We start from the raw sequence: 19,770 nt of genomic DNA, 5'->3' as shown, positions 1-19,770 counted from the left end.
TGAACAAAGAACAACGCCACCCGCTTAAGGATGACTATGCAACAGGACGTGATTGAACTCGACGGCGCCATCGGCGGTGGCCAGGTATTGCGCAGTGGCCTGAGTCTGTCGATGGTGACCGGCCGGACCCTGAGTATCAAAAATATTCGCGCCAGGCGCAGTCGGCCGGGCTTGATGCGCCAGCACCTGACCGCCGTACTGGCGGCGGCGCAAGTCTGCGGGGCCAAGGTGTACGGTGCGCAATTGGGCTCGCAGGCGTTGGTATTCGCGCCTGGGCCGATTCAAGGCGGTGACTACCGCTTCGCCATCGGCACGGCCGGCAGTTGCACCCTGGTGTTGCAGACCGTGCTGCCGGCTTTACTGTGTGCGCCCAACACCAGCCGCGTGACGATCTGCGGCGGCACCCATAACCCGTTGGCGCCGCCCGTGGACTTCCTGCAGCGTGCCTGGCTGCCGCTGTTGCGAGGCATGGGCGCGCGGATCGAATTGAATCTGAACCGTTATGGCTTTGTGCCCGCCGGTGGCGGTGAGTTGGAGGCGTTTATCCAGCCCAGTGTGCTGGCACCGTTACAGCTGATGCAGCGCGGCAACCTGCTCGAAGCCCGTGCGATAACGCTCAACGCCGGGTTGCCGGCCCAGGTCGGCGAGCGCGAGTTCAAGCGTGTGCGCCAGCGTTTGCCATTCGACGCCGCACAGTGCCTGCCGGTCGAGATTGACCCCCTTCAAGGTCCTGGCAATGTGCTGATGCTGGAATACGTCCACGCCCATGTCACTGAAGTGTTCAGCGCCTTCGGCCTGACCAACCTGCGCGCCGAAACCGTGGCCGACCAGGCGATCGACCAGGCCATGGCGTGGCAAGCAACCGACACGGCGGTGGGCGAGCACCTGGCCGATCAATTGCTGTTGCCGATGGCATTGGCCGGTGGCGGTCGTTTCACCACGTCGCACATGAGTGACCATCTGCACAGCAATATGCGCGTGATCCAGCGCTTCCTGCCCGTGGTGATCGACAGCCACGTGCGCGAAGAGGGCGGCTTGCTGATCGAGTGCCGCGCCCGCTAGAGGTTCTCCGAAGTCACGATGTGCGGCGGTATGTATACCCGATGCCGCGCCGGGTCGAATGCTTCGGCGCTCTGCAGTTCTACCATCAACGCCACCAGCGCCGTGGCGGTGGGCCTTGGCTGGGAATCGATCACCACATCCACCAGGCCTCGGCCCAGCGCCTGGCGCGACAGCTCGGTCGACTCCTGCAGGATGCAACACAACGCCGGGCGCTTGGGCAATTGCGCCAGGGCGCTGATGATGCCATCACCGCCGCCGCCCACCACGCACAGGCCGCGCAGGTCGCGGTGGCGGCTGATCAGGTCGAGGGTGGCCTCTTCGGTGATGTCGCAGTTATCCAGGTTGATCAACGGCTCCAGCGGCTTGAGCCCGGGCGCGTGTTCCGCCAGGTAGCCGTGCAAGCCTTTGACCCGCGCGTGGTGGCCGAGAAAACGATGGCCGCCGAGCAGGATTCCCACGCTGCCTTTGCTTGCGCCACAGGTGCGCGCGAGCAGCCAGCCCATGGTGCGGCCGACCACATGGTTGTCCTGGCCTACGTAGGGTTCATCGGCGCGTTCGTGAATGTCCGAGAGCAAGGCCACCACCGGCACGCCGGCCGTGCGGATCTGCGCCAGGCAGGCGTTGATCAGCGGATGGGCAAAGCTGACCACCGCGAGCCCGTCGCACTTCACGGCCAGGTGTTCGATCTGCGCGACGATGGCGGCGGGGGTGCGATCAGTGATGTATTCGAACTCGCAGCTCAGGTTGGCGCCGGCATGTTGCTCGGCGGCCTCGCTGATCGCCTGCGCCAGGCCCGCGTAGAACGCCTGGGCGGTGGCCAGCAGCAGGATGCCGAAACGATAGGTCGGCCGGCGTTCGCGGATGCGCTGGCCGATCAACCGCGCCGCAAAATAACCCACGGCCTCGGCGGCCTGGACCACCTGTTCGGCGGTCTGCGGATTGACCGGCGCACGCGCATTCAATACGCGGTCGACGGTGGCCACGCTGAGCCCGGCATGGGCGGCGACGGTGGCGATGGTTGGGCGCTTTTTGTTGTTCATGACAAGCCCTTTGAGCGTCTTGATAGAAAACTATCAAACCTCGCTGGGCCTGGATGATAGCTTGATAGGGAATGGATTCAAGGCCTTGAAGGCGAATAAGCCGTTCTCTATCGTCTGTTTCGTACAGCACAAGAAATCACCCGCTTGCGGAGAACAATAACAATGTCTAAATACACCGCTCATACCGCCCGGCGCGACTACAGCCTCACAGGCCCCGAAGCCGCCCGCGCCTTCGATAAAGGCCTGGTCTCGGCCCAGTGGTACCAGTCGCCCATCCCGCGCAAACGCATGAAAGAACTGATGCAACGCCGCGATGCCCCGGCCTTGCTCGACACCGCCCTGTGGGTCATCGCCCTGTTCGCCAGCGGTTTTGGCGGCTACTGGTTCTGGGGCACCTGGGCCTGCGTGCCGTTCTTCATGGCCTATGGCGTGTTGTACGGCACCGCGTCCAACCCGCGCTGGCACGAAACCGGCCACGGCACGGCGTTCAAGACCCGCTGGATGAACGATGTGCTGTACCAGGTCGCCAGTTTCATGTGCATCTTCGAACCCCATGTCTGGCGCTGGAGCCATGCCCGCCATCACACCGACACCATCGTCGTCGGGCGAGACCCGGAGATCGTCGAGCCGCGCCCGCCGAGCTTGCTGATGATGTTTCTCAGCCTGTTCAACCTGCCCCTGGCCTGGAAGACGTTCAGCGGCGTCGCGCGCCATGCCGTCGGCCGGATGAGCGCCCAGGAGGCTGACTTCATCCCCGCCTCCGAATGGCCCAAGGTGTTTCGCGCGGCGCGCATCTGGGTCGGCCTCTATGCGCTGCTCATCGGCACCGCCTTGTACGTTCACAGCTGGTTGCCGCTGATGCTGGTCGGCCTGCCCAGCCTCTACGGCGCCTGGCTGGGCTACCTGTTCGGCCTGACCCAGCACGTGGGCCTGGCCGAAGACGTGCTGGACCACCGCAGCAACTGCCGCACCATTTACATGAACCGCGTGCTGCGCTTTCTCTACATGAACATGAACTACCACCTCGAACACCACATGTACCCGATGGTGCCGTACCACGCCCTGGCGCAACTGCACGAAGAAATCCGCGACGATTGCCCGCCGCCGTACGCCAACCTGTTCGAGGCGTACAAGGAAATCCTGCCGACGATCTGGAAACAGCGCAGCGACCCCAGCCATTTCATCCAGCGCCCGATCCGCGCGCGCGCCGAACCGGCCGCCAATACCGCGGTGCGGGCAGAAGCCACTGCCAGCTGAATCCCACCCAATAAAATAACAAGAGAAAACGCCATGAACGATCAATGGATCGACGTCTGCGCCGTGGGCGAAATAGACGAAGAAGACGTGCTGCGCTTCGACCACGGGGCGCACACCTATGCGGTGTATCGCTCGGCGGACAACCAGTTTTTCGCTACCGCTGGCCTGTGCACCCACGAAAACGTCCACCTGGCCGACGGCCTGGTGATGGACCACATCATCGAGTGCCCCAAGCACAACGGGCGCTTCGATTACCGCAACGGCCAGGCCATGGGCGCGCCCGTGTGCGTCAACCTCAAGACCTACCCGGTGCGGGTCGAAGCGGGGCGGGTGTTGCTCGCTGTCACGGCCTGACCATGAACGAAGCGCTTGCAAACCAAGCTTTGATCATCGTCGGCGCCGGGCATGCCGGTGGCCGTGCGGCGCTGACCTTGCGCGAAGAAGGCTACGCCGGGCGGCTGATCCTGATCGGCGATGAACCGCACTTGCCCTACGAGCGCCCGCCGCTGTCCAAGGGCGTGTTGCAGGGTACCGCGGACCTGGCTGGGTGCAGTTTGTGCGACAGCGCGCGGCTGGCCGAACTGGGCATCGAGCACATCGCAGGCAAGCCGGTGATTCATCTGGACCCGCAACACCATCGACTGCAACTCAATGACGGGCAGTGGCTGCCGTATGCCGGCCTGCTGTTGGCCACCGGGGGCAGGGCGCGCCGGTTGCCCCAGGAGCAGGCCCATGTGCTTTACCTGCGCACCCATGATGAAGCGCTGGCGTTGCGCAGTGCATTGCAACCCGGCACGCGGCTGGTGGTGGTGGGCGGTGGCTTTATCGGCCTGGAAGTGGCCGCCACCGCACGTGGCCTGGGCTGTGAAGTGACAGTGCTCGAAGCCGGGCCGCGCTTGGCGGGCAGGGCGTTGCCGCCGGTTATCTCCCAGGCGCTGTTGGAGTTGCATCGTCAGCATGGGGTCGACGTGCGTTTGAATGTGACGCTGGAATCCATCCAGGCCGACGCGGTGCTGCTGGCGGACGGGCAGCGGCTGCCCTGTGATCGGGTGGTGGTGGGCATCGGCATGCAGCCTAATGTCGAACTGGCCGCGGCGGCCGGGCTGGACGTTGGGCAGGGCATTCGCGTGGACGCGCAGTTGCGCACCAGCGCGCCCGACATTTACGCCGCCGGCGACGTGTGCGAGTTTCGTCTCGGCGGCCTCTACCAGCGCCAGGAAACCTGGCGCAACGCCGAAGCCCAGGGCCGGCATGCGGCGCTGGGCCTGCTGGGGCGTGAAGCAGCGTTCGAGGCGCTCCCCGGTTTCTGGTCCGACCAGTACGACTGGGGCTTGCAGACCGTGGGCGTGAGCACGCCCTTGACGGTCAGCCGCACCTTGCCCGACGGTGGCCTGTTGCTGTTCTACCTGGATACCGATTGCCATTTGCAAGGCGCCTGCGGTTGGGCGCGGGGCAACAGTGTGGCCAAGGACATCAAGCTCTGCGAACGCCTGATCAGCGCGCGTCTGCCACTCGATAGCGCCAGCCTGGCCAACCCCGAGCTGTCCCTCAAACACCTGCTGCGAGGCTGATATGCGCCAATTCCTGGTGTTCCAATCCCTGTGGGCCATGCAAACCGAACCCGGCCCCCTCGAAGCTCAACTCGACCGCATCAAGGCCGCCGGTTTCGATGGCATTACCGACCACTACTGGCAACCCGCCGAGGTGGCGCGCTTGCACGCCGCCGCCTCGGCCAGGGGCTTGCAGATCGAAGGCCAGTTGTTTCCGCAATCGGTGGATGACCTGGCGGCCGCGCTGGAAGTGATCAGCCGCTTTGGCTGTCACCACCTCACGCTGCAAGCCGACGTGCGCCCGCGCACCCAGGCCGAAGCCGCGCGGCTGGTGGAGGGCTGGCAACGCCTGGCTGAACAGGTGGATTTTCCGGTCCTGCTCGAAACCCACCGCTACCGGCTCACCAACGACCTGCTGTTCACCCTCGACCTGCTGGCCCAGATGCCCGACTTGAAACTCTTGGCCGACCTGTCCCACTACGTGGTCGGCCGCGAACTGCCGGAGCCTGGCGCGGCCGAAGACGATGAACAGATCCGCACCATCCTGCGCCACAGCTGGGGTTTCCATGGCCGCGTGGCCAGCAGCGAACAGGTCCAGGTGTCGCTGGACTTTGCGCAGCATCAGGCCTGGGTGCAGCGGTTCACCGCGTGGTGGCGCTACGGCATCGAAGACTGGCTGGCCCGGCCCGAGACGCCGCAGAGCCTGGCGTTCACCTGCGAACTGGGCCCGCCGCCCTATGCGATCACCGGCGCGGATGGCCGTGAGATCAGTGATCGCTGGGCCGAAGCGCTGCAGATGCAGACGTTGATCCGACAGGTGTGGCAAAGCTGCCAGACATTGCCCTGAACTGTAGTGAGCGGGCTTGTCCCGCGCTGGGTGGCGAAGCCGCCCCAACTAAGACACCGCCGAGTTCCCGATAATACCGAGTCGCCTGGTTTGGGGCGGCTTCGCCACCCAGCGCGGGGCAAGCCCGCTCACTACAGCCAGCAAAAGGTTGACCGCTGTACTGGACTGTCCCCGCGATTTGTGAACAATGGCGCCCTGCGTTTTTCCACTGAGGGTCCCATGCCTGAAACCACCGTCGAATTGATCCAGACCGGCCCTGAAGCCGCCGAGCTGATCCGCAATCTCTACCAGTATTACGCCTACGAGTCCTCGGACTGGGAGCAGGAGGATGTCGAGGCGGACGGCCGTTTCTACATCCATGACGAGCACCTGAACCGTTATTGGCAGGACCCGCAATGGAGCGCCAACCTGCTGTTGGTCGACGGCTATATCGCCGGTTTCCTGCTGATCGAGGGCAGCGAACTGCCGGGGATCGACGCACTGGAACTGGCAGACCTGTTCATCCTCAAGCGCTATCGGCGCAAAGGCATCGGCCGTGCCATCGCCAGCCAAGTGCTGTGCAGCGGCGCGGCCGATTGGCTGGTGCGCTTTTATGACCAGGATGAAGTGTCCCAGGCATTCTGGCGCTCGGTGCTGGATAACCTGCCGCGCCCGGTGCAGACGCTTGAGCTGGGGGACGAGCCGCAACTGGTGAGTTACCTGATTACGCGGGTGTCGCTGCATTAAACGCCTGCTGCATCACCTGCGGCGGCTGCCCGAAGGCGCGCAGGAACGCCTGGCGCATGCGCTCGCGGTCGCCAAACCCGGTTTCGCGGGCGACCACCTCGACCGGGTGGCGACTGGTTTCCATCATCGACCGGGCGGCCTCCACCCGCAGGGATTCGATGGCCTTGGCCGGCGTTTGTCCAGTTTCTTCGCGAAACACCCGGCTGAACTGGCGCGGGCTGAGCCGGGCGACATCGGCCAGGGCCTCCACCGAGAGGTCGTGGGTCAGGTTCTCGCGGGCGTAGGCCAGGGCCAGTTGCACGCGGTCTGACTTGGGGTCCAGCTCCAGCAGCGCCGACAACTGCGACTGTTCACTGCCGCGGCGTTGGGCGATCACCAGCTTGCGTGCAATGCGCCGGGCGAGGTCGCCGCCCAGGTCGTTTTCCACCATGGCCAACGCCAAGTCCACGCCGGCGCTCATGCCGGCGCCGGTCCACACCTGGCCGTCGACGATGAACAGCTTGTCTTCTTCCAGGCGTATGTGCGGGTAGCGCTTGCGAAACGCCGGGGCGTGAATCCAGTGCGTGGTGGTGCGCTTGCCCTCCAGCAGGCCGGCCTCGGCCAGCACGAAAATACCCATGCACAGCGAGGCAACCCGTCGCGACTGGGCGGACGCGGCCTTGACCAGCTCCAGCAGGTTGGCTTCCGGCAGGCGGAATTCCAGGTAACCACTGACAATCAGTGTGTCGTAACCCTCGGGCCGGATCGGTGTGGTATTCACCGAAAACCCCTGGGAGGTCATCACCGCGCCGCCGCTCTCCGACACCAGGTGAAACTCATAGGCCGGCTCGCCGCGCAGCAGGTTCGCGCACTCGAACACCGAACCCAGGCTGAGGCTCAGGGACTGGAAGTTCGGGTAAACCATCAGCGCAACGCTGTGCATCGTCATTCTCCAAGGGGTGCGGGAGAGGCGATTGTCGGCGCGTGCCGGGTAAACGGCAACTGCCTTTGCGGCATGTCCGAAATCCTTGCGCATCTGACATTGTGCGAATTTTTCCCGGCTCCTAACATCCCCTCAACGAACTAGACGACTGGTCTAATCGGATGGAGTGAAGCATGAACAGCGAAACTAAAAGCGCACGGCAGGCCATTCTGGACACGGCGCAGTTGATTGTCGGGCGCAAGGGATTCTCCGCGGTGGGCCTGAACGAAATACTGCAAGCCGCCGCCGTGCCCAAGGGTTCGTTTTATCACTACTTCAACTCCAAGGATGCGTTCGGCGTTGTGCTGCTCGACCACTACTTCGACCACTATGTGCACGGCATGCAGCAACTGTTCGACCAGCCGGGTTTAACCCAGCACGCCAAGTTGATGCGCTATTGGGACTGCTGGATCGACAACCAGACCGGCTGCACCGACGCGGGCAAATGCCTTGCCGTCAAACTGGGTGCCGAGGTGTCAGACCTGTCAGAGCCGATGCGCCTGGCCCTGCAGCGCGGTACCGCACGCACCATCGGGTTGCTCGCCAAGGCCTTGCAGGCGGGCATCGAAGACGGCTCGGTAACGCTTGCGCAACACCCCGAGAGCCTGGCCCAGCGCCTGTATGCGTTGTGGTTGGGGACCAGCGTCATGAGCAAGATCACCCGTACATCGGCGCCTTTCGACGAGGCGCTGCGGTTGACCCGACAGTTGTTGGGCCAGCCTGAGCACACCGACACTCTTACCTATCGAGGCACTGGAAAATGAAAGTATTAATGGTACTGACCTCTCACGACCAGCTCGGCGATACCGGGCGCAAGACCGGCTTCTGGCTTGAAGAGTTTGCCGCGCCTTATTACGCGTTCAAGGACGCCGGCGCCGACGTGGTGCTGGCTTCTCCGGCCGGCGGCCAGCCGCCGTTGGACCCGGTGAGCGACCAGCCGGACTTCCAGACCGAACAGACCCACCGTTTCGCCGCCGACCCGGCCGCGCAACAGGCCCTGGCCACCACGCTGAAGCTCGATAGCGTCAACGCCGACGACTTCGACACCGTGTTCTACCCAGGCGGCCATGGTCCGCTGTGGGACCTGGCGGAATCGCCCGTCTCGATCGCGCTGATCGAGTCTTTCGAACGTGCCGGCAAGCCGATCGGCTTTGTCTGCCATGCACCGGGCGCCCTGCGTCACGTCAAGGCGGTCAATGGCGAGCCGCTGGTCAAGGGCCGCCGTGTGACTGGTTTCTCCAATTCGGAAGAAGCCGCGGTGCAATTGACCGACGTGGTGCCGTTCCTGATTGAAGATGAGTTCAAGCAACTTGGCGGCCACTACGAGAAGGGCGCTGACTGGCAATCCTTTGTGATCACCGATGGTTTGCTGGTCACCGGGCAAAACCCCGGCAGTTCCAGCGACGTGGCTAAAGCCCTGCTGAAACTCACCGCGTAAATTAATCAAACCGCTTGATTCGTTGGCGACTTGCATAAGTCGCCAATGCTTCAGCGCGTCCGCCATTTGGAAAACCTTAGATGACTCACACTATTTTGAGCACCCCGGTAAAACTGGGTCACCACCTACTCGACAACCGTATCGTGCTGCCGCCGTTGACGCGCCAGCGCAGCGCCCAACCCGGTGATATCGCCACCGACTTGATGGCCGAGTATTACCGCCAGCGTGCCGGTGCCGGTTTCATGGTCAGCGAAGGCACGCAGATTGAACCGCGTGGCCAGGGTTATGCGTGGACGCCGGGCATCTACAGCCCGGCACAGATCGACGGCTGGCGCAAAGTCACCGACGCGGTGCATGCCGAAGGCGGGGTGATCTTTGCCCAGCTGTGGCACGTCGGCCGGGTGTCGCATAACGCCCTGCAGCCTGACGGCGCTGCGCCGGTTGCACCCTCCGCGATCCAGGCGCTGCAGGCGAAGGCCTTTATCGAAACCGCGCCAGGCGCGGGTGAGCTGAAGCAGCCGCCAGTGCCGCGTGCATTGAGCGTCCTGGAGATCGAGGAATTGATCGAGCACTACGCACAGGCGGCACGCAATGCGCTGGATGCGGGGTTTGATGGGGTGGAAATCCACTCGGCGAACGGTTACCTGGTCAACCAGTTCATCTCGGCCCACGCCAACCAGCGCGATGATGAATATGGCGGCTCCCTGGAGAACCGCCTGCGTTTCCTGCGCGAGATCGTCGAAGCCGTGACGGCCGTCGTCGGGCCGGAGCGCCTGGGCGTGCGGTTTTCACCATTGTTCAGTGGCACCGACCAGGACCGGGTGTACATCGGCCTGGTGGAAGAAGACCCGCACCACACCTACATCGAAGCGATCAAGGTGCTGCAAGCGTCCGGCATCGCCTACGTGTCCATTGCCGAAGCCGACTGGGATAACGCCCCTGTGTTGCCCGAGTCGTTCCGCCGCGCAGTGCGCGAGACCTTCAGTGGGCGGATCATCTATGCCGGCCGCTACACCGCCGAGCGCGGCGCTCAGTTGGTAGAAGCAGGGCTCGCGGACCTGATTGCGTTCGGGCGACCGTTCATTGCCAACCCGGATCTGCCACAGCGGATATTCAACGGCTGGCCGCTGAACCCGCTGCGTACGGAAGGGATGTATGGGGGCGGTACAGAGGGTTATACCGATTACCCGGTGTACACCGAGCGGTAGAAAGGTTGCGCTAACACACCGCCATCACAACATGGGTATCTACACAACTTCCAAGAGCTGACAAATCTCTCTGTAGTGAGCGGGCTTGTCCCGCGCTGGGTGGCGAAGCCGCCCCAAACCAGGCGAATTGCGTTTGTCTCAACCTGCGCGGTGTCTTTATTGGGGCGGCTTCGCCACCCAGCGCGGGACAAGCCCGCTCACTACTAAATGTGTAGATACCTAGGGCCATCGCAGGCAAGCCAGCGCCCACATTGGGTTGTCACAAGGCTTGGGTCGGTATTACTCCACCCGCAACACAATCTTGCCGATATGATCGCCACCCTCCATCCGCGCATGGGCCTGGGCGGCGTCGGTGTATTCGTACACTTTGTCGATGATCGGCAGGCAGCGTCCGGCTGTCAGTACCGGCCACACGTACTCGCGCAGTTGGTCGGCAATCGCGGCTTTTTCTTCCCTGGTGCGCGCGCGCAGCAGTGACCCCGTGATCACGGCACGTTTGCCCAGGATACTCAGCAGGTCCACGTCATTGGCTTTGCCACCACCGAGGAAACCGAGCATCACCAGGTGCCCGTCCATGCCCAGGGCCTTGAGGTTGTTGTTCAGGTAGGAGGCGCCCATGATATCGAGGATCACATCCACGCCCTTGTCATCGGTTTTCTGGGCGATGACTTCGGCAAAGTCCTGCTCACGGTAATTGATCGGCTCGGCACCCAACTGGGCGATCGCCGCGCACTTGTCGGCACTGCCGGCGGTGGCGAACGCCTGGATGCCGAATTCACGGCACAGCATCAACGCGGTCGTACCGATGCCGCTGGTGCCACCGTGGATCAAGGCGCGTTGGCCTGTATGTGCCCCGCCAAGACCAAACAGGTTGGCCCAGACGGTGAAGAAGGTTTCCGGCACGGCGGCGGCTTGAATCCAGTCCATGCCCTCGGGGATCGGCAGGGCCTGGCTGGCCGGCACGCTGCAAAACTGTGCGTAACCGCCGCCATTGGTCAGGGCGCAGACCTTGTCACCGATAGCGTATTCGCTCACGCCATCGCCCAGCGCCACCACTTCACCCGCCACTTCCAGGCCTGGAATCGGGCTCATGCCGGGTTTCATCGGGTACTTGCCGGCGCGTTGCAAGGCATCAGGGCGATTGACGCCAGCGGCATGCACGCGGATCAGGATCTCGCCCGGGCCTGCCACCGGCACATCGGCCCGGCGCGGTTGCAGCACTTCGGGACCGCCGGGGGCGGTGATTTCGATCAGGGTCATTTCTTGAGGAAGCGTCATTTCAGATTACCTGCAACGTTGAACGTATGGGTTGGGACCGTGTCGAGCGGCCGGCGGTTCAGCGCAATCATGCCCCATTCCTGGCTCAGCACAGATATGCAATTTTGTGCGTGTCTCTGGCGACACAATCGACGTTGATAGATCGTCAACCTACAGAGAGCATCTATGAATGAATCAAGAAGTCAGGACCTGGGGCTGTTGTTCCTGCGGGGCAGCGCGGCGCTGTTCCTGGTATGGGTCCATGGATTGCCCAAATTACTGGACTACAGCGAGCAGCTGAAACTGATCGAGGACCCGTTCCACCTGGGCGCTCACATCACGCTGTCTCTGGCGATTTTTGCCGAAGTGCTGTGCCCGCTGCTGATCATCGCCGGGGTGCTGGTGCGCCTGGCGTGCTTGCCGATCCTGGCAGTGTTGTTGATCGCCATGTTGGTGGTGCATCCGCAGTGGTCGCTGTTCGAAGGGCAGTTTGGCTGGTTGCTGCTGATTATCTTCACCACGTTGCTGATCAGCGGGCCGGGTCGCCTGGTGGTCGGCCGACATTTCTCCTGAGCAAAAAAAGGCCGGGCAAGCCCGGCCGAAATAAGGAGAGGGTGGTGCAGGGTTTTCAGCGGTTGAGGAATGCCAGCAGGTCTTCATTCAGGGCCTGGGCATGGGTCACGGCGAAGCCATGCGGCGCGTCCTTGTAGACTTTCAGCTCGGCGCCCTTGATCGCAGCGGCGGCCGCTTTGCCGGTGGTCTCGAATGGCACGACCTGGTCGCCATCACCATGAATGACCAGGGTCGGTACGTCGATTGTGGCCATGTCCGGGCGGAAGTCGGTCTCGGAGAAGGCGGTGACGCAATCCACTGTCGACTTGAGCGACGCCAGCAAGGCAATTTGCAGGGTCTGGGTCAGCACGCCTTCGGAGACTTTCTGGCCCTTGTTGATGCCGAAGAACGGTGTGTTGAAGTCAGCAATGAACTGCGCACGGTCCTTCAACAGCCCGGCCTTGATGCCGTCGAACACTTCAGTCGGCACGCCTTGCGGGTAATCCGGTTTCTGCCCGAACAGCGGCGTCACCGCGCCCAGCAGTACCAGGCCGGCGACACGGGCGCTGCCATGGCGTGCGATGTAGCGGGCGACGTCGCCGCCGCCCATGGAGAAGCCCACCAGGGTGACGTCCTTGAGGTCCAGGTGTTCGATCAACTGCGCGATGTCGTCGGCGAAGGTGTCGTAATCGTTACCGGTCCACGGCTGGTCCGAGCGGCCGAAACCACGACGGTCGAACGCAATGGTGCGAAAGCCGCGGCTGCTCAGGTATTCCATCTGGTATTCCCACATGTCGGCATCCAGCGGCCAGCCGTGGCTGAACAGTACGGGCTTACCGCTGCCCCAGTCCTTGAAGTAGATCTGGGTACCGTCTTTGGCAACAAATGTGCTCATGGAAAACTCCTTGGTAGCGGGAAAAAACTCAGCGTTACTATTGGTGTAAAGCGTACGCCGGGCTTGTATGGGTGTGCTTGGTTGGGGTCACCAACTGAATTTAAGCTCGACCCCCAGGTAATCGCTGTCACCACCACCGGCATCGCGCAGGGTCTGGCCGACGTCGTAGTGCACGGCCTCGACGGCGCCGGTGAGGTTGGGGCTGAACACATAGTCGGTGCGCAGTTGTGCGTAGGCACCGGTCCAGCGATCACCCTGGCCCGCCGTTCCGGCCACCGGCAGGTTAGGCTGGGTGTACACGGCATCGTCGGTGGTCTGGCGCCAGAGCAGGCCAATGGCGGTTTGCACGCTGAGCCTGTCGATCGGCTTGACGGTGATCGACGGCTTGACGTGAATCAGGTTGCTGTAGCCGGTGTAGCCCGCCAGGGAAAAGTAGTAGCCATTGGGGAACAGCGGGTTGAACGTGCCGACGCTGCCATCGCCTGCCTTACGGTCACCCGAGGCGATGTCCAGTTGCAGGCCCGCGCGCGGCTTCCAGGCCAGGCTGTCAAAGGTGTAGCCGGTGCGACTGCCGCCGGCCCAGGCGCGAATGTCCTTGCTGCCCACCGAACCCCTTTGCAGCATCGCTTCGATGTCCCAGTCAAAACCCCTGGCCGCGCCGCCCAGGCGTGCGTCGAACAGATGGCGGGTCTCGTCGCCGTCCGCGTCCAGGTAGTGCGCGGCGCTGCGTTCATACACGCCGTAGTAGGCCGACAGTTCGTTCTTGCCACCCACCAGGCGCTCGACCCGCACCAGGTGAAAGCGCGCGTCGCTGTTGGACTTGTCGTCGAAATGCCGTTCGTCCTGATATTGCACCGGCTGGCTGGCAATGCCGATGAAGCGCCAGTTGGAGGTCTCCCAGTCGGCCCACAGCGCATCGAAGGATTGCCGCACATTCGGGCCGTCCCGCGATGAGATGAAGCGCTGCAGGTCGAAGGCGAAATCCTGGCGCCCGAGCCGTGCCTTCAGCGTGCCGCTGCTGAAGGCATTGACGTACTCGGCAAAGGCCAGGCGCAGGTCGACGCGGTTCTGGTCGGCGCCACCAATCGTGGTTTTGTCGTAGGCGCGCGCGTCTTCGAGCTGGGTAAACACCCGCCAGTTGCGGTTCAGGTGCAGGTCGGCATGCACCTGGAAACGCTGGATCAGGTAGCGATCGCGCTTCACGTCGTGCACGCCGAAACCACTGGCATCGTTCATCTCGAAGCGTTCGCGCAAGGTCGCGCCCAGGGACAGGTAGGTGAACGGATCGGCACTCGACAACGGGATGTACTTCAAGCTGTCCCCCGGTTGCGTGCGCAGCGCCGGGTTTTGCAGCACCGACCAGTCTTCCTGCCAACGGTTGGCCTTGATCGCCGGGCGTGTCGCTTGTTCGTCGGCGTGGACGCTGCCGGCGAGCAGCGGCCACAGCACGGCCAGGCTCCAGCCTGCACGACGCTTCATTTTGCCGCGTTGAGCTGATGAATTTCCGCGACGTAGCCGCCCGGGAACTCGACCAATGCGCTGCGCCGGCCTTTGCTGTCGAAGGCGGGCACCAGCACTTTGGCGCCGGAGCCGGTGGCCTTGTCCAGGGTGGCCGTCAGGTCAGCCACTTGATAGCCTGTGGTCTCGTGGCCGAACGGGTAGGGCAGGTGGCCGTTGGTGACCAGCACCGCCATGCGCCCGAACGGCGACTCAATGTCGACACGGCGATAGCTGCCACCGCCTTGGCCGATATCGACGCCAGGAGCGTGCTTGTCATCGGCCAGGACTTTGCCGTGGGAGAAGCCCATAAAGGATTTGATAAAGGCATCGGCGCGGTCTGCGCTGAGGTACACGCGGTTTTCCGGCACGGTCTGGAACGCCGCGTAGTCCGGGGTCTTGGTGTGCCAGTAGAGCTGCATGTTCACACCGCCCGGCCACTGCACCACCGCATCACGCCCGATCGGGTCGGGGAAGTCGCTGACGATCACCGCTGCACCGTTTTCACGGGCGGCCTTGAGCGCGACGTCCATATCCTTGACCAGGTAGCCGTTGCGCTCCTGGCCGAACGGGTGCGGGATCGGGGTGGTGAAACCAAACAGCGACACCGTGCCGGCCGGCGTCTGCAGCAATTGCGAGGTGGTGCTGCTCGGCACCGGCAGCACGTTCACCACCACCTGGGCTGTGCTTTTGCCACCAAAGGTCGCCAGGAAACTCTGGGCAAAGCGGTCGACATCCGTCGGCGCGACGTAGACGTGGCTGGTGTCGTATTGCGGCGCCACGGCGACTGCGGGTGTTGCGGCGAATGCGCTGCCCATGATCTGGCCGGCCAGCAAGGTCAGGGCCAGGGAAACCTTAATCACGCGTTTACACATGCTTACTCTCCAGCGCTATGCCTAGGATCGAAAGCCGTGAGCTTAGGGACGCGCCAGCGGGGCGAATTGTACGGGCGTGCTTGATTGAACGATTCAGCGTCCAGGCCGGTCATCTGACTTCCAGTATCCGATTTCACAGGTGAACGAAATGGCCAAGACTTACAGCTACGCCGCCCAGAACGCCAAGGATTCTCTCAAGCCTTTTACCTTCGAGCGCCGCGCGCCGGGGGCTGACGACGTGCAGATCGATATTCTCTACTGCGGTGTCTGTCACTCCGACCTGCACACCGCGCGTAACGAGTGGAACAACACCCTGTATCCCAGCGTGCCCGGCCACGAGATCGTCGGTCGCGTCACGGCGGTAGGTGGCAATGTCAGCAAGTTCAAGGTCGGTGATTTGGCCGGCGTCGGCTGCATGGTTGACAGCTGCCAGCACTGCGCCTCCTGCGCCGAAGGCGAGGAGCAGTATTGCGAAAACGGGTTTACCGGCACCTACAACGGTCCGGTGTTCGGTGGTGAAAACACCTTTGGCGGGTATTCCGACAGCATCGTGGTCAAGGAGAAGTTCGTCCTGCGCATTTCCCACGACGACGCCAACCTGGCCGCCGTCGCGCCGCTGCTGTGCGCGGGCATCACCACCTATTCGCCGCTGCACCACTGGAAGGTGGGCCCCGGCAAGAAAGTCGGTGTGGTCGGTCTCGGTGGCCTCGGCCATATGGCGGTGAAAATTGCCCATGCCATGGGCGCCCATGTCACGTTGTTCACCACCTCGCCCAACAAGCGCGAAGACGGCTTGCGCCTGGGCGCCGATCAGGTGGTGGTGTCGAAGAACCCGGACGAAATGGCCAAGGTTGCCAACAGCCTCGACTTCATCCTCAACACCGTCGCCGCCCCGCACGACCTCGACGCCTTCCTCAACCTGCTCAAGCGCGACGGCACCATGACCCTGGTCGGCGCGCCCGACAGCCCGCACCCGTCGCCGACGGTGTTCAACCTGATCTTCAAACGCCGCAGCCTGGCCGGTTCGTTGATCGGCGGCATCCAGGAGACCCAGGACATGCTCGATTTCTGTGCCAGACACGGGATTGTCTCGGACATCGAGATGATCGATATCCAAGGCATCAACGAAGCGTATGAACGGATGCTCAAGGGCGATGTGAAGTACCGGTTTGTGATTGATATGGACAGCCTGAAGAAGGAAAGCCACGCCGCTTGATCACACGGCTGCGGCACTGCCCTATGGGGGAACAGTCGAGCTTTAGCGAGGCTGCGAAGGCGGCGGCATTGCTGGCATTTTTATCGCCTGACACTCCGCTTTCGCAGCCTCGCTAAAGCTCCAGAACTCCCACAGGGGATCGGCTGTGTGGGTTGGATTTGCGTTGTAGCGGCTGGCCCAATCTCAGCCACGACGCAGCTCAACTGTGGGAGCTGTCGAGCCCCGGCGAGGCTGCGAAGGCGGCGGCATTGCCAACATTTTTATCGCCTGACACACCGCTATCGCTGCCTCGCTAAAGCTCGAGAGCTCCCACAGGGGATCGGCTGTGTTGGTTGGATTTGCGGTTTAGCGGCTGACGCAATCTCAGCCGCACCGCAGCTCAACTGTGGGAGCTGTCGAGCCCCGGCGAGGCTGCGATGGCGGCGGCATTGCTGGCATTTTCTTCGCCTGACACTCCGCTATCGCAGCCTCGCTAAAGCTCGAGAGCTCCCACAGGGGATTGCTGTGTGGGTTGGATTTGCGGTCTAGCGACTGGCCCAATTTGAGCCGCACCGCAGCTCAACTGTGGGAGCTGTCGAGCCCCGGCGAGGCTGCGATGGCGGCGGTACTGCTGGCATTTTCATCGCCTGACCCACCGCTATCGCTGCCTCGCTAAAGCTCGAGAGCTCCCACAGGGGATCGGCTGTGTGGGTTGGATTTGCGGTCTAGCGACTGGCCCAATTTGAGCCGCACCGCAGCTCAACTGTGGGAGCTGTCGAGCCCCGGCGAGGCTGCGATGGCGGCGGTACTGCTGGCATTTTCATCGCCTGACCCACCGCTATCGCTGCCTCGCTAAAGCTCGACAGCTCCCACAGGGGATCGGCTGTGTACGCTGGATTTACGGTTTAGCGGCTGACGCAATCTCAGCCACGACGCAGCTCAACTGTGGGAGCTGTCGAGCCCCGGCGAGGCTGCGAAGGCGGCGGCATTGCCAACATTTTTATCGCCTGACACACCGCTATCGCTGCCTCGCTAAAGCTCGAGAGCTCCCACAGGGGATCGGCTGTGTGGGTTGGATTTGCGGTCTAGCGACTGGCCCAATTTGAGCCGCACCGCAGCTCAACTGTGGGAGCTGTCGAGCCCCGGCGAGGCTGCGATGGCGGCGGTACTGCTGGCATTTTCATCGCCTGACCCACCGCTATCGCTGCCTCGCTAAAGCTCGACAGCTCCCACAGGGGATCGGCTGTGTACGCTGGATTTACGGTTTAGCGGCTGACGCAATCTCAGCCACGACGCAGCTCAACTGTGGGAGCTGTCGAGCCCCGGCGAGGCTGCGAAGGCGGCGGCATTGCCAACATTTTTATCGCCTGACACACCGCTATCGCTGCCTCGCTAAAGCTCGAGAGCTCCCACAGGGGATCGGCTGTGTACGCTGGATTTGCGGTTTAGCGGCTGCCGCAATCTCAGCCGCGACGCAGCTCAACTGTGGGAGCTGTCGAGCCCCAGCGAGGCTGCGAAGGCGGCGGCATTGCCAACATTTTTATCGCCTGACCCACCGCTATCGCTGCCTCGCTAAAGCTCGACAGCTCCCACAGGGGATCGGCTGTGTACGCTGGATTTACGGTTTAGCGGCTGACGCAATCTCAGCCACGACGCAGCTCAACTGTGGGAGCTGTCGAGCCCCGGCGAGGCTGCGAAGGCGGCGGCATTGCCAACATTTTTATCGCCTGACACACCGCTATCGCTGCCTCGCTAAAGCTCGAGAGCTCCCACAGGGGATCGGCTGTGTACGCTGGATTTGCGGTTTAGCGGCTGCCGCAATCTCAGCCGCGACGCAGCTCAACTGTGGGAGCTGTCGAGCCCCGGCGAGGCTGCGAAGGCGGCGGTACTGCTGGCATCTTCATCGCCTGACCCACCGCTTTCGCAGCCTCGCTAAAGCTCGACAACTCCCAAAGGATCAAGTGCCAACTTCGGGCTATCGCAGCTCGCGAATAACCCGGCAAAACACCGGGTCATCCAGGTACGCCACGTTCAACCGCGTCCAGGGGGATGTGCTTTTGGGTTGGGTCGAGAAGATCGAGCCCGGCGCCAGCATTACGCCTTGGGTCAGGCAGTGTCGGGTGAGGGCGTTGGCGTCTTCGATATGCGGGAAGCGCGCCCACAGGTACAGGCTCTGTTCGGGGCGGCAAAATACCTCGGCGCCGAGTTCGTCGAGCAAGTCGAGGCCGCGCGCGGTGGCGTGGCGCAGGCGGTCTTGCAGGCGCGACAGGTGCCGCAGGAACTGCCCTTCGCCCAGGATCACGTCAATGGTGCGCTCGCTGTATTCGGCGCCGCTGTTGTGCAGGATCATCTTGATATCCGCCAATTCCTCCACGCGTTGTTTGCTGCCGGCGATAAACCCCACGCGCAGCGCTGCCGATACCGATTTGGAAAAACTGCCCACGTACAGCGTGCGGTTGAGCTGGTCGAGGGCCGACAGCTTGATCGCTGAGCTGGGCTTGAAGTCGGCCATTGCGTCGTTCTCCACCAGCAGCAGGTCGTAGGTCTCGGCAATGCGCAGCAGTTGGTGCGCCTTGGCCGGCGACAGGTCCGAGCCGGTGGGGTTATGGCCAATGGACTGCAAAAAGAACAGGCGCGGGCGATGGGTCTTGATCAACTGTTCCAACGCCTGCAGGTTCGGCCCATCCGGCTCGCGGGGCACGCCGAACATGCGTGCGCCTTGCAATTGCAGCTTGCCGAACAGCGGGTAGTAGCCCGGGTCTTCCACCAGTACCGGATCGCCGGGGTTGAGGTACCGCCGGATGATCAAGTCCATGGCGTGGTTGGCGCCCAGGGTGGTCACCAGTTGCCGGGGCGAAACGGGCAGCGCGTAGTCCGCCAGCTTCTGTACCAGGCGCGCGCGCAGGCCGGCGTTGCCCAGGCGCGTGCCGTAGCGAAACAGCGTGGTCACGCCGGCACGCACGACCTGGCGGTGAAACTTGTCCAGGCGCATGTCCATCAGCCATTCCACGGGGGGAAAGCCTTCGCCCAGGTGGGAATGGCCCGGGTCGCGCACGAACTGCTGGCGCATCATCCAGATGGTGTCCAGGGCTCGGTTGTAGGGCTGGCTGTCTTCTTCTTCGCTGGTATGCGCCACGCGCTTGATCACGAAAAAGCCCTGGCCGTGGCGCGCCTCGATCAGACCGTCGGCGGCCAAGTGCTCGTAGGCGGTGATCACCGTGTTCTTTGAATGCCCATGCAGGCGCATGTATTCGCGCAGCGACGGCAGCTTTTCGCCAGCCTTGAGCGCGCCATCGGTAATCTGCTGGGCGATGGCGCTGGCCACCTGGTGCGCGAGGGTCGGGCGCGACATGCTGCAATTCCTTCTGGGGCTCTTGTTATGGGTACAGTGGCTGAACTGTCCGGCAAAA

General features: G+C 63.1%; 18 protein-coding genes. 11 read left to right on the top strand and 7 right to left on the bottom strand.

Annotated features, from left to right (window positions below; genetic code table 11):
- Positions 1 to 36: 36 nt before the first annotated feature.
- On the top strand, positions 37 to 1,062 hold the full coding sequence (gene rtcA / locus KVG91_RS26495; RefSeq protein ID WP_169374767.1) for an RNA 3'-terminal phosphate cyclase: 1,026 nt from the start codon (positions 37 to 39) through the stop codon (positions 1,060 to 1,062).
- Here the strand turns inward: rtcA and KVG91_RS26490 are convergent.
- Positions 1,059 to 2,102 (bottom strand): LacI family DNA-binding transcriptional regulator, encoded by a 1,044-nt coding sequence (locus KVG91_RS26490; protein ID WP_169374768.1) that lies wholly within the window; start codon positions 2,100 to 2,102, stop codon positions 1,059 to 1,061. The genes rtcA and KVG91_RS26490 overlap by 4 nt on opposite strands.
- Before the next feature lie 162 nt (positions 2,103 to 2,264).
- On the opposite strand from KVG91_RS26490, the gene KVG91_RS26485 reads away from it, so the two are divergent.
- From KVG91_RS26485 to KVG91_RS26465, 5 genes are all read left to right on the top strand, one after another.
- On the top strand, positions 2,265 to 3,359 hold the full coding sequence (locus KVG91_RS26485; RefSeq protein WP_169374769.1) for a fatty acid desaturase family protein: 1,095 nt from the start codon (positions 2,265 to 2,267) through the stop codon (positions 3,357 to 3,359).
- A gap of 33 nt (positions 3,360 to 3,392) precedes the next feature.
- Positions 3,393 to 3,713 carry a MocE family 2Fe-2S type ferredoxin gene (locus KVG91_RS26480; protein ID WP_169374770.1) on the top strand — a complete coding sequence of 107 codons (321 nt, stop codon included), beginning with the start codon at positions 3,393 to 3,395 and terminating at the stop codon, positions 3,711 to 3,713.
- Positions 3,714 to 3,715: 2 nt separating this feature from the next.
- On the top strand, positions 3,716 to 4,930 hold the full coding sequence (locus tag KVG91_RS26475; RefSeq protein ID WP_169374771.1) for an NAD(P)/FAD-dependent oxidoreductase: 1,215 nt from the start codon (positions 3,716 to 3,718) through the stop codon (positions 4,928 to 4,930).
- A 1-nt stretch (position 4,931) separates the two neighbouring features.
- Complete coding sequence (locus tag KVG91_RS26470) at positions 4,932 to 5,756, top strand: sugar phosphate isomerase/epimerase family protein (protein ID WP_169374772.1); 825 nt, start codon at positions 4,932 to 4,934, stop codon at positions 5,754 to 5,756.
- A gap of 219 nt (positions 5,757 to 5,975) precedes the next feature.
- Positions 5,976 to 6,482 carry a GNAT family N-acetyltransferase gene (locus tag KVG91_RS26465; protein ID WP_169374773.1) on the top strand — a complete coding sequence of 169 codons (507 nt, stop codon included), beginning with the start codon at positions 5,976 to 5,978 and terminating at the stop codon, positions 6,480 to 6,482.
- Here KVG91_RS26465 and KVG91_RS26460 read toward each other — a convergent pair.
- Positions 6,460 to 7,404 (bottom strand): GlxA family transcriptional regulator, encoded by a 945-nt coding sequence (locus tag KVG91_RS26460; RefSeq protein WP_169374774.1) that lies wholly within the window; start codon positions 7,402 to 7,404, stop codon positions 6,460 to 6,462. The two genes, KVG91_RS26465 and KVG91_RS26460, sit on opposite strands and share 23 nt — an antisense overlap.
- A gap of 173 nt (positions 7,405 to 7,577) precedes the next feature.
- Here KVG91_RS26460 and KVG91_RS26455 point away from each other — a divergent pair, with 173 nt between their 5' ends.
- From KVG91_RS26455 to KVG91_RS26445, 3 genes are all read left to right on the top strand, one after another.
- A complete protein-coding gene (locus KVG91_RS26455; protein ID WP_169374775.1) occupies positions 7,578 to 8,207 on the top strand; it encodes a TetR/AcrR family transcriptional regulator in 630 nt (209 codons plus the stop codon).
- Positions 8,204 to 8,881 carry a type 1 glutamine amidotransferase domain-containing protein gene (locus tag KVG91_RS26450; RefSeq protein ID WP_169374776.1) on the top strand — a complete coding sequence of 226 codons (678 nt, stop codon included), beginning with the start codon at positions 8,204 to 8,206 and terminating at the stop codon, positions 8,879 to 8,881. The genes KVG91_RS26455 and KVG91_RS26450 overlap by 4 nt, the downstream gene beginning before the upstream one ends.
- A gap of 80 nt (positions 8,882 to 8,961) precedes the next feature.
- On the top strand, positions 8,962 to 10,089 hold the full coding sequence (locus tag KVG91_RS26445) for an alkene reductase (protein ID WP_217894957.1): 1,128 nt from the start codon (positions 8,962 to 8,964) through the stop codon (positions 10,087 to 10,089).
- Positions 10,090 to 10,368: 279 nt separating this feature from the next.
- Here the strand turns inward: KVG91_RS26445 and KVG91_RS26440 are convergent, their stop codons facing one another.
- Positions 10,369 to 11,367, bottom strand: coding sequence for an NAD(P)H-quinone oxidoreductase (locus tag KVG91_RS26440; protein WP_169376219.1), 999 nt, complete (start codon positions 11,365 to 11,367; stop codon positions 10,369 to 10,371).
- A gap of 165 nt (positions 11,368 to 11,532) precedes the next feature.
- Here KVG91_RS26440 and KVG91_RS26435 point away from each other — a divergent pair, with 165 nt between their 5' ends.
- Entirely contained in the window at positions 11,533 to 11,919 is a 387-nt protein-coding gene (locus KVG91_RS26435) for a DoxX family protein (RefSeq protein WP_169376220.1), read from the top strand.
- Between the two features lie 55 nt (positions 11,920 to 11,974).
- On the opposite strand, the gene KVG91_RS26430 is transcribed toward KVG91_RS26435, so the two are convergent.
- The 3 genes from KVG91_RS26430 to KVG91_RS26420 all read right to left on the bottom strand — a co-directional run bounded on the left by KVG91_RS26430 (position 11,975) and on the right by KVG91_RS26420 (position 15,165).
- Positions 11,975 to 12,793 (bottom strand): alpha/beta fold hydrolase, encoded by an 819-nt coding sequence (locus KVG91_RS26430; RefSeq protein ID WP_169376221.1) that lies wholly within the window; start codon positions 12,791 to 12,793, stop codon positions 11,975 to 11,977.
- 87 nt (positions 12,794 to 12,880) lie between these two features.
- Complete coding sequence (locus tag KVG91_RS26425; protein WP_217894956.1) at positions 12,881 to 14,272, bottom strand: alginate export family protein; 1,392 nt, start codon at positions 14,270 to 14,272, stop codon at positions 12,881 to 12,883.
- Positions 14,269 to 15,165, bottom strand: a complete 897-nt coding sequence (locus tag KVG91_RS26420; RefSeq protein ID WP_169378880.1) for a VOC family protein — start codon at positions 15,163 to 15,165, stop codon at positions 14,269 to 14,271. The genes KVG91_RS26425 and KVG91_RS26420 overlap by 4 nt, the downstream gene beginning before the upstream one ends.
- 148 nt (positions 15,166 to 15,313) lie before the next feature.
- On the opposite strand from KVG91_RS26420, the gene KVG91_RS26415 reads away from it, so the two are divergent.
- Entirely contained in the window at positions 15,314 to 16,381 is a 1,068-nt protein-coding gene (locus KVG91_RS26415; RefSeq protein WP_169378879.1) for an NAD(P)-dependent alcohol dehydrogenase, read from the top strand.
- Positions 16,382 to 18,335: 1,954 nt separating this feature from the next.
- On the opposite strand, the gene KVG91_RS26410 is transcribed toward KVG91_RS26415, so the two are convergent.
- Positions 18,336 to 19,712: an aminotransferase-like domain-containing protein gene (locus KVG91_RS26410; protein ID WP_169378391.1), complete on the bottom strand. Its 1,377-nt coding sequence runs from the start codon at positions 19,710 to 19,712 to the stop codon at positions 18,336 to 18,338.
- Positions 19,713 to 19,770 lie beyond the last annotated feature (58 nt).

Source organism: Pseudomonas azadiae (assembly GCF_019145355.1).
GTDB classification, from domain to species: Bacteria; Pseudomonadota; Gammaproteobacteria; order Pseudomonadales; family Pseudomonadaceae; genus Aquipseudomonas; species Aquipseudomonas azadiae.
Note: the sequence above shows the minus strand (reverse complement) of the source record. Positions and strands in the feature narration are given on the sequence as shown.

Bases quoted from the DNA above. Each gene is read 5' to 3' on its own strand.
- KVG91_RS26430 (WP_169376221.1), bottom strand. From the start codon at position 12,793: ATGAGCACATTTGTTGCCAAAGACGGTACCCAGATCTACTTCAAGGAC.
- KVG91_RS26450 (WP_169374776.1), top strand. From the start codon at position 8,204: ATGAAAGTATTAATGGTACTGACCTCTCACGACCAGCTCGGCGATACC.
- KVG91_RS26455 (WP_169374775.1), top strand. From the start codon at position 7,578: ATGAACAGCGAAACTAAAAGCGCACGGCAGGCCATTCTGGACACGGCG.
- KVG91_RS26475 (WP_169374771.1), top strand. From the start codon at position 3,716: ATGAACGAAGCGCTTGCAAACCAAGCTTTGATCATCGTCGGCGCCGGG.
- KVG91_RS26435 (WP_169376220.1), top strand. From the start codon at position 11,533: ATGAATGAATCAAGAAGTCAGGACCTGGGGCTGTTGTTCCTGCGGGGC.
- rtcA (WP_169374767.1), top strand. From the start codon at position 37: ATGCAACAGGACGTGATTGAACTCGACGGCGCCATCGGCGGTGGCCAG.
- KVG91_RS26470 (WP_169374772.1), top strand. From the start codon at position 4,932: ATGCGCCAATTCCTGGTGTTCCAATCCCTGTGGGCCATGCAAACCGAA.
- KVG91_RS26490 (WP_169374768.1), bottom strand. From the start codon at position 2,102: ATGAACAACAAAAAGCGCCCAACCATCGCCACCGTCGCCGCCCATGCC.
- KVG91_RS26410 (WP_169378391.1), bottom strand. From the start codon at position 19,712: ATGTCGCGCCCGACCCTCGCGCACCAGGTGGCCAGCGCCATCGCCCAG.
- KVG91_RS26460 (WP_169374774.1), bottom strand. From the start codon at position 7,404: ATGCACAGCGTTGCGCTGATGGTTTACCCGAACTTCCAGTCCCTGAGC.
- KVG91_RS26465 (WP_169374773.1), top strand. From the start codon at position 5,976: ATGCCTGAAACCACCGTCGAATTGATCCAGACCGGCCCTGAAGCCGCC.
- KVG91_RS26420 (WP_169378880.1), bottom strand. From the start codon at position 15,165: ATGTGTAAACGCGTGATTAAGGTTTCCCTGGCCCTGACCTTGCTGGCC.
- KVG91_RS26440 (WP_169376219.1), bottom strand. From the start codon at position 11,367: ATGACGCTTCCTCAAGAAATGACCCTGATCGAAATCACCGCCCCCGGC.
- KVG91_RS26480 (WP_169374770.1), top strand. From the start codon at position 3,393: ATGAACGATCAATGGATCGACGTCTGCGCCGTGGGCGAAATAGACGAA.
- KVG91_RS26425 (WP_217894956.1), bottom strand. From the start codon at position 14,272: ATGAAGCGTCGTGCAGGCTGGAGCCTGGCCGTGCTGTGGCCGCTGCTC.
- KVG91_RS26485 (WP_169374769.1), top strand. From the start codon at position 2,265: ATGTCTAAATACACCGCTCATACCGCCCGGCGCGACTACAGCCTCACA.
- KVG91_RS26415 (WP_169378879.1), top strand. From the start codon at position 15,314: ATGGCCAAGACTTACAGCTACGCCGCCCAGAACGCCAAGGATTCTCTC.
- KVG91_RS26445 (WP_217894957.1), top strand. From the start codon at position 8,962: ATGACTCACACTATTTTGAGCACCCCGGTAAAACTGGGTCACCACCTA.